Below are 14,318 nucleotides of genomic sequence, written 5' to 3'. Positions count from 1 at the left end.
GGAAAAATAAAACCATATAAAATCAGCACGTTAAATTGATATTTGTGTAACCGGGCGGCGCTTGATATTGCTGGAGGGAGCATGAATGTGCCCACTGGGTACGCCACACGGAGGTGGCATGCTCCGCCCGGCCTTCGGCTGGGCGTTTTTTATCCAGCTCCAATGGCGGACGATTTTGAGGGGGCTCGAGCAATTATTCAGGTTTGTCCAATGAGTTATCCCCAGCTTCTGGGGATAACTCAGAAGGCGAAATAGTAGCAGACCCGCCGACCCAGACCGAAAAAGGCGCGTTGCGCGTCGTCCAGTTCCTCCTGTCTGAGGGTGGCTATGATGCTTCTCCCATCTTCCCGCAGGTCCATTATGGCCACGGCTTCCGGGCGCTGCCCCTTGATATAGGGCTGCACCTTGGGTTTGAGAGGCATGGTGGGTTCGGTCGAGAGCACCAGCGCCACCGTATCATCCTCCAGACGCACCAGGGATCCGGGCGGATAGACCCCCAGCACCTTTATCAACAATCTGACCAGATCTTGATCGAATTTTTTCTGGGACAACTTGTAGAGCTGGCCGATGGCCTGGCTCGGCCCCGCCGGGTGGAGGCCGCTGCGCGGGTGCAGCAGCTCGTCGTAATAGTCCACCAGGCCGACGAGGCGGGCGAGGGGAGGTATCCTGTCCCCCTGGATGCCGAGGGGAAAACCGCTGCCGTCCAGCCGCTCGTGATGGAGGTGGGCAACCTCGCGGATCCTGGGCTCGAAGGCGTGCAACTGGTTGAGCATCTCCAGCCCGTACTGGGGATGCATGTTGAGAAAGTTGATCTCCGCCTTGCTGAGCTCTCCCCGCTTCTGAGTGATCTGGCTCGGGATCCTGAGCTCGCCGATATCGTGCAGCAGGCCAGCCAGCCCCGCCTCCTCGATCTCGATGGGGCTCATGCCCAGCTCTCTTGCCATCAGCATGGCGATGAAGGCCACGCTCAGGCTGTGTTGCAGCAGGATGTCAGTGTGCTGGCTGCGGATCAGGTGCAGGCCCAGGGGGCCCTGATGGTCGGCGAGGCGGGTGGCGACGGTGCGCACCATCTGAGCGGTGTTGGCCAGCCCCTCGTCGGGCTTGAGATTGAGGGCGCCGAGGGCGTCGCGAAGATCAGACAGAGATTGGCCGAATGCCTTGTCGGCGGTGCGAAGGGAGCGGCGAAAGGCCTTTTCGTCGAACGCGGGTTCAGTCGGGAGGGCGGAGGCATCTTGCGTCGCCCCGAGATCGGGTGAAGGGGCCGGCTCGGCCCGCAGCAGGGGCTCGACGGGGAGATCGCTCTTGTCGGGATCCACCATCAGCAGGGTGAGTTCGAGGTGGCGGAGAATGTCGAGTTGCTGCTGGTCGCGGATCTTGAAGGCATTGAACATGAAAGGGTGGCTTGTCCATCCCGTGGGGAGATGGATGTAGTGGCCGACTCTCAATTGTTCGATGGAGGCCTGGATCAGCGCCATAGACTCACTCTTCTGTCGAATTTGCCTATCAACAAGCTAGCAAAATTAAACAGATAGACAAACAAAAAAGCCCGCGCATGTGCGCGGGCTCTTGTCATCCTGGCCGGTTATCAGGCTTTGGATTTTTTCTTGCTGTCTACCTTGGCGTCGACTTTGGCCTCAACCTTGGTCGCTACCTGAGCTTCCTCGGTGAAGGGACGGCCATAGTAGGTGTCCATCAGTATGGCTTTGAGCTCGGTGATCAGCGGGTAGCGCGGGTTGGCGCCGGTGCACTGGTCATCGAAGGCTTCCAGGGCCAGCTGGTCAACCTTGGCCAGGAAGTCGGTCTCGTTCACGCCGGCTTCACGGATGGAGGCCGGGATGCCCAGAGTCGCTTTCAGCTCGTCCAGCCAGGTCAGCAGCTTCTCGATCTTGGCCGCGGTGCGGTCACCGGCGGCAGTCAGACCCAGATGGTCGGCCACTTCGGCGTAGCGACGACGAGCCTGCGGACGGTCGTACTGGGAGAACGCGGTCTGCTTGGTCGGGTTGTCGTTCGCGTTGTAGCGGATGACGTTGCTGATCAGCAGGGCGTTGGCCAGGCCGTGCGGGATGTGGAACTCGGCACCCAGCTTGTGGGCCATGGAGTGGCACACACCCAGGAAGGCGTTGGCGAACGCGATACCGGCGATGGTGGCGGCGTTGTGTACCTTCTCACGGGCAACCGGGTCGTTGGCACCGTTCTGGTAGCTGGACGGCAGATACTCTTTCAGCAGTTTCAGGGCTTGCAGCGCCTGACCGTCGGAGTATTCGTTGGCCAGTACGGAAACGTAGGCTTCCATGGCGTGGGTTACGGCATCGATACCACCGAAGGCACACAGGGACTTGGGCATACCCATCACCAGGTTGGCATCGACGATGGCCATGTTCGGGGTCAGCTCGTAGTCGGCCAGCGGGTACTTCATGCCGGTGGCGTCGTCAGTCACGACCGCGAACGGGGTCACTTCAGAACCTGTACCGGAAGTGGTGGTGATACAGACCAGTTCGGCCTTCACGCCCATTTTCGGGAACTTGTAGATACGCTTGCGGATGTCCATGAAGCGCATGGCCAAGTCTTCGAACGCAGTGTCCGGGTGCTCGTACATGACCCACATGATCTTGGCGGCATCCATGGGTGAACCACCGCCCAGGGCGACGATCACGTCCGGCTTGAAGGAGTTGGCCATCTCGGCGCCCTTGCGTACCACGGACAGGGTGGGGTCGGCTTCCACTTCGTAGAAGATTTCCACTTCCATGTTCAGCTTCTTGAGCAGACGAACCACTTCATCGGCATAGCCGTTGTTGAACAGGAAACGGTCGGTGACCACCATGGCGCGCTTCTTGCCTTCCAGGTCGCCCAGGGCGATCGGCAGGGAACCACGACGGAAGTAGATGGATTTCGGAAGTTTGTGCCACAGCATATTTTCTGCCCGTTTTGCGACTGTCTTCTTGTTGATCAGGTGCTTGGGACCGACGTTCTCGGAGATGGAGTTACCACTCCAGGAGCCGCAACCCAGGGTCAGGGACGGGGCGAGAGCGAAGTTGTACAGGTCACCGATACCGCCCTGGGTGGAGGGGGTGTTGATCAGGATACGAGCAGTCTTCATCTTGTCGCCGAAGTACTTGATGCGGTCGGCGTTGCGATCCTGGTCGGTGTAGAGGCCGGAGGTGTGGCCGATACCACCGATGTTGACCATGTCGCAGGCCATGTCGACGGCTTCTTCGAAGTTCTTGGCGCGGAACATCCCTAAGGTCGGGGAGAGCTTCTCGTGAGCGAACTCGTCCTCTGCACAGAGCTCCAGACCTTCACCGATGAGGATCTTGGTGGTGGCAGGCACTGTCACACCGGCCATGGCGGCGATCTTGGTGGCGGGCTGGCCCACGATGTCGGCGTTCAGGGCGCCGTTGATCAGCAGCACTTTACGCACCTTGTCGGCTTCGTCCTTGGAGAGGATGTAGCCGGCGTGAGTCGCGAAACGCTCCTTGACCTGATTGTAGATGGAGTCAACTACGATGACGGCTTGCTCGGACGCACAGACCACGCCGTTGTCGAAGGTCTTGGACATCAGGATGGAGGCGACGGCGCGCTTCACATCGGCAGTCTCGTCGATGACGATGGGCACGTTGCCTGCACCCACGCCGATGGCGGGCTTGCCTGAGGAGTAGGCGGCTTTCACCATGCCCGGGCCACCGGTGGCCAGGATCAGGTTGATGTCATCGTGCTTCATCAGCGCGTTGGAGAGCTCGACGGACGGTTGGTCGATCCAGCCGATGATGTTCTTCGGGGCACCGGCGGCGATGGCTGCATCCAGTACCAGCTTGGCTGCGGTATTGGTGGAGTTCTTGGCGCGGGGGTGCGGGGAGAAGATGATGGCGTTGCGGGTCTTCAGGGAGATGAGGGCCTTGAAGATAGCAGTGGAAGTCGGGTTGGTGGTCGGTACTATACCGCAGATGATGCCTACCGGCTCGGCGATGGTGATGGTGCCCATCTCGTCGTCCTGGCTCAGGATGCCGCAGGTCTTCTCGTCTTTGTAAGCGTTATAGATGTATTCGGAGGCGAAGTGGTTTTTGATGACCTTGTCTTCGATGATGCCCATGCCGGACTCAGCCACTGCCATCTGGGCCAGGGGGATACGGGCGTTGCTGGCGGCCAGTGCGGCGGCGCGGAAGATCTTGTCTACCTGCTCTTGCGAGAAGCTGGCGAATTCACGCTGGGCTTCTTTGACGCGGGCAACCAGTGCATCCAGTTCAGCCAAATTGGTTACTGCCATGTTTATCTCCTGATGATTTGAAAACTGTTTAGTAAGACCTTGGCAATGCCCGGCAATTATAGCCGCCCTGTCAAGGAGAGAATCACCATAACGGGGTATTTACATGCCTTACTAAATTGTTTTCTGGCTCGATTATAGAGCCGGGATGTGTCAGAAAAGATTGATCTGGATCATATGTAACAAAAGAACAAAAGAAATTTTGTTTCACCATCCCGGCCGGCCAGATGTTGCGCATTTGTAGAGTAGAGCGCCGTGGGGATGAACACCAGGTGAACAGCCCTTTTTGCGCCAGGTATCAAACTGTTGCCTCAGATCCTCCCGCTGTTTAGCCGCAGGGAGGGAGGGCGCTGAGGCTCCGCCGGGTGGCGGCCCTTGAAAGCCTCTCGCCCCGAAGAGAGGCAGGCGTTTCATTTCTGTTGGAAAAAATGGTGGTTGTTTTCATCCAGCGCCGGGCCTTTGCGCCGAACTCCGGGTGGCTGTTCGGCGAATCCCATAGCGACGCCTTGGTGGGGGCACTGCGTGTGTCATGGCTGCCCAGGGCACATCAGGGTGAAGATAGGGCGCCAGCCTGGGGCGAGCCGTGGGGGTGAATAGGGGTTATCCCCAGGGGTCCTCCGGATAAATCCATGAAAATGACACTTTATTGAAGGGAAATAGGGTGAAGACCGGGAGTTTCAACATAAAACGTCGCCACACTTTGCAGGCGTGTTAAATGGCCTCCATGACGGTTAACAACTCGATATGTTGATTTTTGTCGATTCATTAGCGGAACTAACTGAAAAGCCCCGGAAAGGGTGAGATTATTTGATTGGAGAAGGGAAATATCATGGTGTAAATTTACGCGCAGTTTGACGGGGATGGCCCTCGGTGGCCCGAATTGGTTCTGGATGGCGCTTATGGCAGCAATTGACTTCTCTTTATACCTGAAATTTTTCGTCGGCCTGTTTGCGATCATCAACCCGCTGGGTCTGTTGCCGGTCTTTGTGAGCCTGACGGGCCACATGCAACCGGATGAGCGCAGGAAGACCAACACCACGGCCCACATTGCCGTGATGATCATCCTCATGGTCTCAATGTGCATGGGGCAGCTGATCCTCGACGGTTTCGGCATCTCGCTGGCGTCGTTCCGCATTGCCGGTGGCTCGCTCATCACCCTGATCGCCTGGTCCATGTTGCAGGGCAAGCTGGGGGAGGTGAAGCACAACAAGCAGGAGAAGGGGGAACTGGCAGCGCGAGAATCCATCGCCGTGGTACCGCTGGCGCTGCCCCTGATGGCCGGCCCCGGTGCCATCTCATCCTCCATCGTTTATGCCAGCCAGAAGACCCTGCCCGAGCTGATGGGCATGTTCGTGGTGGTGGTGGCCTTTGCCTACTGCTCCTGGCTCATCTTCCGTGCCGCCCCTCTGCTGTTCAAGCTGATGGGCAATACCGGCATCAACGTGGTGACCCGTATCATGGGTCTCATCATGATGTCTCTTGGTATCGAGATCATGGTGGCAGGGATCAAGGGAGTCTTTCCCGGATTGATGTGATTCAGGTCTGTTTTGTCGGAGCCGGTCCTCGTGACCGGCTTTTTATTGTTTCTTTTTTGTTAGTCATTTCCTAGAATCGAGCGGCTTTGTATGAAAAACACCCATTTCGCGATATTTAAATGCTGAATAAATGGTTTAAAGCTGTTTTTTTGACCGCTAAAGCCGTCCCGACCTGATGATATCTATTGCATTATCAGAATTGTCAGGGAATTATGCGGGCAGCGGGATTTTTATCTCGTGAATGGACAAATGCATGGAATGTTCTTGTTGGAGTATGGAAATGACTCATAGAAAAACAATTATTAATACCCTTTTATTGACCGCACTCTTTGGTGGCGCCACCCTGGCCCACGCCGCCGACGTCCCCGCCGGTACCAAGCTCGCTCCCGAGCAGACCCTGGTGAAAGGCAATGGCTCCGAGCCAGCCACCCTGGATCCCCAGAAAGTGGAAGGTACCCCCGAATCCAATGTATTGCGTGACCTGTTTGAAGGTCTCGTCTCTTCCGGCCCCAAGGGTGAGACCCTGCCCGGCGTCGCCGAGTCCTGGGAAACCAAGGACAACAAACACTACGTGTTCCACCTGCGCAAGGATGCCAAGTGGTCCAACGGAGATCCGGTTACCGCCCATGACTTCGTCTTTGCCTTCCAGCGCGCGGTGGATCCCAAGACGGCTTCTCCCTACTCCTGGTACATGGAGATCCCGACCATCATCAATGCCTCCGATATCATCGCGGGCAAGAAGCCGGCCGATACCCTGGGTGTGAAGGCGGTTGACGATCACACCTTCGAGGTGCAGCTGGAGAAGGCGGTTCCTTACTTCGTCAGCATGCTCTCCCACACCACCACCTATCCGGTCCCGAAGAAGGTGATCGAGAAGTTCGGTGACAAGTGGACCCAGCCCGGCAACATGGTATCCAACGGTGCCTATGTGCTGAAGGATTGGGTGGTCAACGAGCGCGTCGATGTCGAGCGCAACCCCAGCTACTGGAACAACGCCAAAACGGTGATCGAGAAGGTCACCTACCTGCCGATCCAGTCCACCAACGCCGAGCTGAACCGCTACCTGGCCGGTGAAGTCGATCTCACCTACAACATGCCCATCGAGCGCTTCAAGCAGATGAAGAAGGAGCACCCGAACGAGGTGCAGGTGAGCGGCTATGTGGGCACCTACTACTACCAGTACAACTTCAAGCACAAGCCGTTTGACGACGTGCGGGTGCGTACCGCGCTCTCCTATGCCATCGATCGCAACGTGATCGCCGACAAGGTGATGGGCAAGGGCGAGACCCCGGGTTACACCCTGGTGCCTGACTTCGTGGATGGCTTCAAGCCGGTGGCCCCGGCCTGGTCCAAGCTGACCCAGGCCGAGCGTGACGCCAAGGCGAAAGAGCTGCTGACCGAAGCCGGTTACGGCCCGGGCAAGCCGCTCAAGTTCGAGCTGCTCTACAACACCGACGACAACCACAAGAAGGTGGCCGTGGCCGTCGCCTCCATGTGGAAGAAGCTGGGGGTACAGGTGAGCCTGGTCAACCAGGAGTGGAAGACCTACCTGGAAACCAAGAAGCAGGGTAACTTCGACGTGGGTCGCGCCGGCTGGATCGCCGACTACAACGAAGCCTCCTCCATGCTGGATCTGATGCAGACCACTCACGGCAACAACGACGGCAAGTACTCCAACACCGCCTTTGACAAGCTGATGAGCGAGTCGCGCAACCAGGTGGATGCGGATGCGCGCAACAAACTCTATGTCCAGGCCGAAGATATCCTGGCCAAGGACATGCCGATCGCCCCCATCTATCAGTACGTGACCTCGCGCATGGTCAAGCCCTATGTGGGCGGCTACCCGGCCAACCCGCTGGACAACCTCTACAGCAAAGACATGTACATCATTGCTCACTGAGTAAAGAAACAAGTCGCATAACAAGCAGGCCCGCCGGACGGCGGGCCTTTATTACAACCGCGACCCTTTGGAAGCAGTACAGGACAGGAAATGTCTATGTTGAAATTCATCCTCAAACGTCTACTGGAAGCGATCCCGACTCTGCTGGTCTTGATCACCGTCTCCTTCTTCATGATGCGCTTCGCCCCGGGTAACCCCTTTACCAGCGAACGCGCCCTGCCGCCGGAAGTGCTGGCCAACATCGAGGCCAAATATGGCCTGGACAAGCCCATAGGCGTGCAATACCTCAGCTATCTGGGCAACCTGGTCCAGGGCGATCTGGGGCCCTCTTTCAAATACAAGGATTTCACCGTCAATGATCTGGTGAGCCAGGCGCTGCCTGTTTCCGCCAAGATAGGCTCGGTCGCCTTCCTGCTGGCGGTAACCCTGGGAGTCACCTTCGGCACCATTGCGGCCCTGAAACAGAACACCCTCATCGACTATCTGCTGATGTCGTCGGCCATGGCCGGGGTGGTGATCCCCGGCTTCGTACTGGCACCCCTGCTGGTGCTCTTCTTCAGTATCTATCTGGGCTGGTTCCCGGCGGGAGGCTGGCAGGGGGGCGGGGTGCAGTTCATGGTGCTGCCGGTGTTCGGCATGATGATGTACTACATCTCCGCCATCTCCCGCATCATGCGCGGCAGCATGATCGAGACCATGAACTCCAACTTCATCCGTACCGCCCGTGCCAAGGGGCTGCCGCTGCGCCATATCATACTGAGGCACGCGCTGCGTCCGGCCATGCTGCCTGTGGTCTCCTACCTGGGCCCGGCGTTTGTGGGCATCATCACGGGTTCAGTGGTGATCGAGACCATCTTCGGCCTGCCGGGGATTGGCCAGCTGTTCGTCAACGGTGCTCTCAACCGTGATTACTCCATGGTACTCGGCCTGACCATACTGGTCGGGGCGCTGACCATCACCTTTAACGCCGTGGTCGATATTCTCTATGCCGTCATCGATCCCAAGATCCGTTACTAAGCCGGGAGTACATCATGGTAGTCACAACTGAAAAACGCGAAGCCATAGAGGCGTTCGCCCAGAAAGTGGAAGTGGTGGAAGGACGCTCCCTGTGGAAGGATGCCCGTCGTCGTTTCCTGCGCAACAAGGCCGCCCTGACCAGCCTCATCATCCTGACCATAATCGGTCTGGCGGTGATCGCGGGGCCCCATCTGTCCCAATACACCTTCGATGATCCGGACTGGGGCGCCATGCAGGCCGCCCCTGACATGGAGACGGGGCACTACTTCGGTACCGACAGCCTGGGGCGCGATCTCTTCGTGCGCACCCTGCTGGGGGGCCGCATCTCGCTCATGGTCGGCATCATGGGGGCCGTGGTGGCCGTCATCATCGGCACCCTCTATGGCGCCGCCTCCGGCTTCATCGGCGGTCGGGTCGACAGCCTGATGATGCGGGTGCTGGAGATCCTCAACGCCTTCCCCTTCATGTTCTTCGTCATCATGCTGGTGACCTTCTTCGGTCGCAACCTGGCCCTCATCTTCCTCGCCATAGGCGCGGTGAGCTGGCTCGACATGGCGCGGATAGTGCGAGGCCAGACCCTGAGCCTCAAGAGCAAGGAGTTCATCGAGGCGGCCCACGTCTGCGGCGTCTCCAAGTGGAAGATCATCACCCGCCACATAGTCCCCAACGTGCTGGGCATAGTGGCGGTCTACGCCACCCTGCTGGTGCCGGGCATGATCATGTTCGAATCCTTCCTGAGCTTCCTGGGGCTGGGTGTGCAAGAGCCCATGACCAGCTGGGGCGCACTGCTGGATGAAGGCTCCAAGTCGATGGAAGTGGCCATCTGGCAACTCCTGTTCCCCGCCGGTTTCATGGTGGTAACCCTGTTTTGCTTCAACTTCCTCGGGGATGGTCTGCGTGATGCCCTCGATCCGAAGGATCGATAAGACGCCAACGGCGCCATAAGACCCATCCGCTGAACGCGCGGCGTCAGCCGGATGGGCAGGAAAGCATCACGAGAGATCGATAAGGAGTTTTGATATGAAGTTACTGGATGTGAAAGATCTGCGGGTCGAGTTCAAGACCCCGGATGGCAATGTGGTGGCGGTCAACGACCTCAACTTCTCCCTCTCTGCCGGCGAGACCCTGGGGATCGTCGGTGAGTCAGGCTCAGGCAAGTCCCAGACGGCCTTTGCCATCATGGGGCTGCTCGCCAAGAACGGCATCATCACCGGTTCTGCCAAGTTTCAGGGGGACGAGATCCTGAATCTGCCGGAGCACAAGCTCAACAAGATCCGCTCCGAGAAGATCGCCATGATCTTCCAGGACCCCATGACCTCCCTGAACCCTTATATGAAGGTGAAGGATCAGCTGATGGAAGTGCTGATGCTGCACAAGGGGGTGAGCAAGGCGGCGGCGTTCGAGGAGTCGGTGCGCATGCTGGACGCGGTGAAGATCCCCGAGTCGCGCAAGCGGATGAACATGTACCCCCACGAGTTCTCCGGCGGCATGCGCCAGCGGGTGATGATCGCCATGGCACTCTTGTGTCGGCCGCAACTGCTCATCGCCGACGAGCCGACCACGGCGCTGGACGTGACGGTGCAGGCCCAGATCATGACTCTGATGAACGAGCTCAAGCGGGAGTTCAACACCGCCATCGTCATGATCACCCACGATCTTGGCGTGGTGGCGGGCATCTGTGACAAGGTGCTGGTGATGTACGCCGGTCGCACCATGGAGTACGGCCGGGTCAACGACATCTTCTATCGCCCGAGCCACCCCTATACCGAAGGCTTGCTGCGCGCCATTCCCCGTCTCGATACCGAAGGGGAAGTGCTGCCCACCATACCCGGCAATCCGCCCAACCTGCTGCGTCTGCCCACCGGCTGCCCCTTCCAGGAGCGTTGCCACCGGGCGCACGAGATTTGCGGCCAGCAATCTCCAGTCCTGACCCCCTTCGGCGACGGACGGACAAGGGCCTGCCACTGGGTTTCGGATGCCATGATCAAGGGGGTGAACTGATGGGTACTGACAAGAAACTGCTGCTGGAAGTGTCCGACCTCAAGGTCCACTTCAGCATCAAGAGTGACAAGGCCTGGCCCTGGGCCAAGCCCTCCGCCTTGAAGGCGGTGGATGGCGTCACCCTGCGCCTCTACGAGGGGGAGACCCTGGGCGTAGTGGGGGAGTCAGGCTGTGGCAAATCCACATTCGCCCGGGCCCTCATCGGTCTGGTGCCGGCCACCGACGGCAAGGTGGTGTGGCTGGGCCAGGATCTGACCAAGCTCGAGCAGGGGGCGCTGCGGGAGAAGCGCAAGGAGATCCAGATGATCTTCCAGGACCCGCTGGCCTCCCTGAATCCGCGCATGACCATCGGCGACATCATCGCCGAGCCCCTGGTCACCTTCTATCCCAATCTCTCAAAGGATCAGGTGAAGGAGAAGGTGCGGGCCATGATGACCAAGGTGGGCCTTTTGCCCAACCTGGTGAACCGCTACCCCCACGAGTTCTCCGGCGGCCAGTGCCAGCGCATCGGCATCGCCCGGGCGCTGATCCTGGAGCCCAAGATGATCATCTGCGACGAGCCTGTCTCGGCGCTGGATGTCTCCATCCAGGCCCAGGTGGTGAACCTGCTCAAGTCCCTGCAAAAGGAGATGGGGCTCTCCCTCATCTTCATCGCCCATGACTTGTCCGTGGTGAAACACATCTCCGACCGGGTGCTGGTGATGTATCTGGGCAACGCGGTGGAACTCGGGACCCGTCAGGAGATCTTCGCCAATCCCCTGCATCCCTACACCAAGGCGCTGATGTCGGCGGTGCCCATTCCGGATCCGGATCTGGAGCGCAGCAAGGTCATCCAGATCCTGGAGGGGGACCTGCCGTCCCCCATGAATCCGCCATCCGGCTGCGTGTTCCGTACCCGCTGCCCGGTGGCGGGCCCCGAGTGCGCCAAGACCCGTCCCATGCTGGAAGGGAACTTCGATCACGCCGTCTCCTGCCTCAAGGTGGATCCGCTCTGAGGGCGAGAACGTGAACGAGTATGCGGGGCACCCAGGTGGTGCCCCGTTTTATTTCCATCCGCGGTGAAGATGCCCCTTGGCGCCATCTTTGGAGGCTGTTACTATCCGCCGCACAAGGGGAGTAACTTCTCGCCGGTTTGTCGTCATTACGGTGCACCCATATCCTGCAGTGCACCCGGCAGCCGGGCAGTCGATGAACATTGGCTGTAAGTGAGACCTTGCCGAGAGGCAAGGTGTATCTGCTCCAAACGCAAACCCACGCCTCTCGGTCGTGGGTTTTGTCGTTTTGGGAGAAGTGAAAATGGGTGAATGGTGGATGTGGACCGGTTTCTTCAGCATAGTGCTGGTCCTGTTGTGGATTGATATCCGCTTTGTCGGCGGCGGCAAGGCGCACAAGGTGTCCCTGAAAGAGGCGGGGATCTGGTCCCTCGTCTGGGTCAGCGTGGCCCTGCTGTTCAACCTGGCCATCTGGTTCTGGCTGGATCAGAGTGCCGGCCGTGAGATCGCCAACGAGAAGGGGCTGGAGTTCCTCACCGGCTACCTCATCGAGAAGGCGCTGGCGGTGGACAACGTCTTCGTCTGGCTGATGCTGTTTGGCTACTTCGCCATTCCGGCCGAGCTGCAGCGCCGGGTGCTGCTCTACGGGGTACTGGGTGCCATAGTGATGCGCGCCGGCATGGTGTTCGCGGGCAGCTGGCTCATCGAGCAGTTCCACTGGATCCTCTACCTCTTTGGCGCCTTCCTGCTGCTGACCGGGGTCAAGATGCTGTGGGCCGCCGACAAGGAGCCTGACTTGGCCAACAACCCGCTGCTGGGCTGGATGCGCCGCCGCTTCAAGGTGACGGAAACCCTGGAGGGGGAGAAGTTCTTCGTCTGGCGTGATGGGGTGCGTTATGCGACGCCCTTGCTGCTCATCCTGGTGCTGGTGGAGGTGAGCGATCTCATCTTCGCGGTGGACAGCATCCCGGCCATCTTCGCGGTGACCACGGATCCCTTCATAGTGCTGACCTCCAACATCTTCGCCATCATGGGCCTGCGTGCCATGTACTTCCTGCTGGCCGGGGTGGCGGAGCGCTTCGCCCTGCTCAAATACGGCCTGGCGCTGATCCTGATGTTCATCGGGGTCAAGATGTTGCTGCTGGACATCTTCAAGATACCGACCGGCATCGCACTGGGCGTGGTCGCGCTGATCCTGCTGGCCTCCATGGGGCTCAGCCTCTGGGTGACCCGCAAGAAGGTGGCTGACCAGAAGACGGCGTAAGCACCCACAAAAAAGGGCTCCCTCGGGAGCCCTTTTTCATATCGGATCTGTGCTTAGCGCTTGATCTTCTTGGGGTTGGTGTAACCCCAGATGGTGTACATGTCCGCCAGCAGGGCGCCGTTGTACTCCTCCAGATCCGCCTGCTTCACCTCGGCCTCACCCTGACGGCCGAACAGCACCACCTCGTCACCGGGTTTCACCCCTTTGAGATCGGTCACGTCCACCATGATGGTGTTCATGGAGGTCTTGCCCACCACGGGCACCTTCTGGCCCTGGATCAGCACATAGGCCTTGTTGCTGAGCGCACGGCGGTAGCCGTCGGAGTAACCCAGTGGCAGGTTGGCGAGCAGGGAATCACGTTTGAGGGTGAAGGTGCGGTCATAGCCGACGGTGTTGCCCGCCGGGTAGTGGTTTACCGAGGCGACCTGGGTCTTGAACGCCATCACCTTCTTGTATTCGGTGTAGGAGGGGATGGTGTCACCGTAGATGATGCCGCCCGGGCGCACCATGTCAAAGTAGGCTTCCGGCACTTCCAGGGTGGCGAAGGAGTTGGCGGCGTGGATGGTGAGCTTGCTGCGATCCAGCTTGCCCGCATCGATCAGCCACTGGTAGTCCAGCTTGAACTGGGCCAGCCCCAGCTTGACGTCCTCTTTCTCTTCCACCGGGAAGTGGGTCATGATGCCGACCGGGGTGATCCCCTTGAGCTTGACCATGGCCAGGGCATCTTCCTTGGCGTCCGCCTGGCGAAGGTCGATGCCGTTGCGGCTCATGCCGGCGGAGTTCAGACCTATGTGCACCGGAATGTTGGTATGGTGGCGCTGGGCGATGTCGGCGATCCCCTTGGCGCTCTCCAGGCTGCCGACCAGCTCTTCCAGCTTGTAAGGCAGGGCCTGCTCCACTTCGGCCGGGGTGGCGGCACGGACCCGCATCAGGCGGCCCTCGAAGCCCTTCTCGCGGGCCACGCGGGCCTCTTCATTGCTGGCGATGCCGATGCAGGGAATGCCCGCCTTGACCACGGAGGGGACCAGCAGATCGATGCCGTGACCGTAGGCGTCGGCCTTCATGATGGCGCAGATCTGCGGGCCCTTGTCGCCGAGACGACCCTTGAGGGTCTGGATGTTGTGCTCGAAGGCGGTCAAGTCCACCTCCAGCCAGGCGTTGGCGGCGGTCTGCTCCTGACCGTTGCGGGTGTCGCTGGCCAAGGGCAGATAGGGGGCGGCGACGGCCTGGCCGGCGAGCAACCCGAAGACCAGGGTCGCGAGCAGGGTTTTCTTGTGCATGGGATGGTTCCTTTTTATTGTTTCGTTGAGGATGGGCCCGTGTCAGATGCGGGCCGCGGCATGGCTGGGTC

Annotated in this window: 10 protein-coding genes; 7 read left to right on the top strand and 3 right to left on the bottom strand. The window is 59.4% G+C overall.

Annotation, left to right across the window (positions count from 1 at the left end):
• Window positions 1-239: 239 nt before the first annotated feature.
• Complete coding sequence (locus WIR04_RS12815; RefSeq protein ID WP_338887395.1) at window positions 240-1,475, bottom strand: HD-GYP domain-containing protein; 1,236 nt, start codon at window positions 1,473-1,475, stop codon at window positions 240-242.
• A 110-nt stretch (window positions 1,476-1,585) separates the two neighbouring features.
• Window positions 1,586-4,261 (bottom strand): bifunctional acetaldehyde-CoA/alcohol dehydrogenase, encoded by a 2,676-nt coding sequence (adhE, locus tag WIR04_RS12810; protein WP_025326559.1) that lies wholly within the window; start codon window positions 4,259-4,261, stop codon window positions 1,586-1,588.
• 896 nt (window positions 4,262-5,157) lie between these two features.
• Here adhE and WIR04_RS12805 point away from each other — a divergent pair.
• The 7 genes from WIR04_RS12805 to WIR04_RS12775 all read left to right on the top strand — a co-directional run bounded on the left by WIR04_RS12805 (window position 5,158) and on the right by WIR04_RS12775 (window position 12,967).
• The gene (locus tag WIR04_RS12805) at window positions 5,158-5,793 is read left to right on the top strand and encodes a YchE family NAAT transporter (protein WP_025326560.1); all 636 of its coding nucleotides are present in this window, start codon (window positions 5,158-5,160) and stop codon (window positions 5,791-5,793) included.
• A 280-nt stretch (window positions 5,794-6,073) separates the two neighbouring features.
• Entirely contained in the window at window positions 6,074-7,693 is a 1,620-nt protein-coding gene (locus WIR04_RS12800) for an ABC transporter substrate-binding protein (RefSeq protein ID WP_338887391.1), read from the top strand.
• A gap of 96 nt (window positions 7,694-7,789) precedes the next feature.
• Window positions 7,790-8,710, top strand: coding sequence for an oligopeptide ABC transporter permease OppB (gene oppB / locus WIR04_RS12795; RefSeq protein WP_025326562.1), 921 nt, complete (start codon window positions 7,790-7,792; stop codon window positions 8,708-8,710).
• Window positions 8,711-8,724: 14 nt separating this feature from the next.
• The gene (gene oppC / locus WIR04_RS12790) at window positions 8,725-9,636 is read left to right on the top strand and encodes an oligopeptide ABC transporter permease OppC (protein WP_338887389.1); all 912 of its coding nucleotides are present in this window, start codon (window positions 8,725-8,727) and stop codon (window positions 9,634-9,636) included.
• 94 nt (window positions 9,637-9,730) lie between these two features.
• The gene (locus WIR04_RS12785) at window positions 9,731-10,711 is read left to right on the top strand and encodes an ABC transporter ATP-binding protein (protein WP_043129280.1); all 981 of its coding nucleotides are present in this window, start codon (window positions 9,731-9,733) and stop codon (window positions 10,709-10,711) included.
• A complete protein-coding gene (gene oppF / locus WIR04_RS12780; RefSeq protein ID WP_025326565.1) occupies window positions 10,711-11,706 on the top strand; it encodes a murein tripeptide/oligopeptide ABC transporter ATP binding protein OppF in 996 nt (331 codons plus the stop codon). The genes WIR04_RS12785 and oppF overlap by 1 nt, the downstream gene beginning before the upstream one ends.
• Window positions 11,707-12,007: 301 nt before the next feature.
• A complete protein-coding gene (locus WIR04_RS12775) occupies window positions 12,008-12,967 on the top strand; it encodes a TerC family protein (protein ID WP_338887386.1) in 960 nt (319 codons plus the stop codon).
• 53 nt (window positions 12,968-13,020) lie between these two features.
• Here the strand turns inward: WIR04_RS12775 and alr are convergent, their stop codons facing one another.
• The gene (gene alr / locus WIR04_RS12770) at window positions 13,021-14,247 is read right to left on the bottom strand and encodes an alanine racemase (protein WP_338887384.1); all 1,227 of its coding nucleotides are present in this window, start codon (window positions 14,245-14,247) and stop codon (window positions 13,021-13,023) included.
• Window positions 14,248-14,318 lie beyond the last annotated feature (71 nt).

The sequence above is a fragment of the Aeromonas rivipollensis genome (assembly GCF_037811135.1).
Lineage (GTDB): Bacteria > Pseudomonadota > Gammaproteobacteria > Enterobacterales > Aeromonadaceae > Aeromonas > Aeromonas rivipollensis.
Note: the sequence above shows the minus strand (reverse complement) of the source record. Positions and strands in the feature narration are given on the sequence as shown.

Bases quoted from the DNA above. Each gene is read 5' to 3' on its own strand.
- WIR04_RS12815 (WP_338887395.1), bottom strand. From the start codon at position 1,475: ATGGCGCTGATCCAGGCCTCCATCGAACAATTGAGAGTCGGCCACTAC.
- adhE (WP_025326559.1), bottom strand. From the start codon at position 4,261: ATGGCAGTAACCAATTTGGCTGAACTGGATGCACTGGTTGCCCGCGTC.
- WIR04_RS12805 (WP_025326560.1), top strand. From the start codon at position 5,158: ATGGCAGCAATTGACTTCTCTTTATACCTGAAATTTTTCGTCGGCCTG.
- WIR04_RS12800 (WP_338887391.1), top strand. From the start codon at position 6,074: ATGACTCATAGAAAAACAATTATTAATACCCTTTTATTGACCGCACTC.
- oppB (WP_025326562.1), top strand. From the start codon at position 7,790: ATGTTGAAATTCATCCTCAAACGTCTACTGGAAGCGATCCCGACTCTG.
- oppC (WP_338887389.1), top strand. From the start codon at position 8,725: ATGGTAGTCACAACTGAAAAACGCGAAGCCATAGAGGCGTTCGCCCAG.
- WIR04_RS12785 (WP_043129280.1), top strand. From the start codon at position 9,731: ATGAAGTTACTGGATGTGAAAGATCTGCGGGTCGAGTTCAAGACCCCG.
- oppF (WP_025326565.1), top strand. From the start codon at position 10,711: ATGGGTACTGACAAGAAACTGCTGCTGGAAGTGTCCGACCTCAAGGTC.
- WIR04_RS12775 (WP_338887386.1), top strand. From the start codon at position 12,008: ATGGGTGAATGGTGGATGTGGACCGGTTTCTTCAGCATAGTGCTGGTC.
- alr (WP_338887384.1), bottom strand. From the start codon at position 14,247: ATGCACAAGAAAACCCTGCTCGCGACCCTGGTCTTCGGGTTGCTCGCC.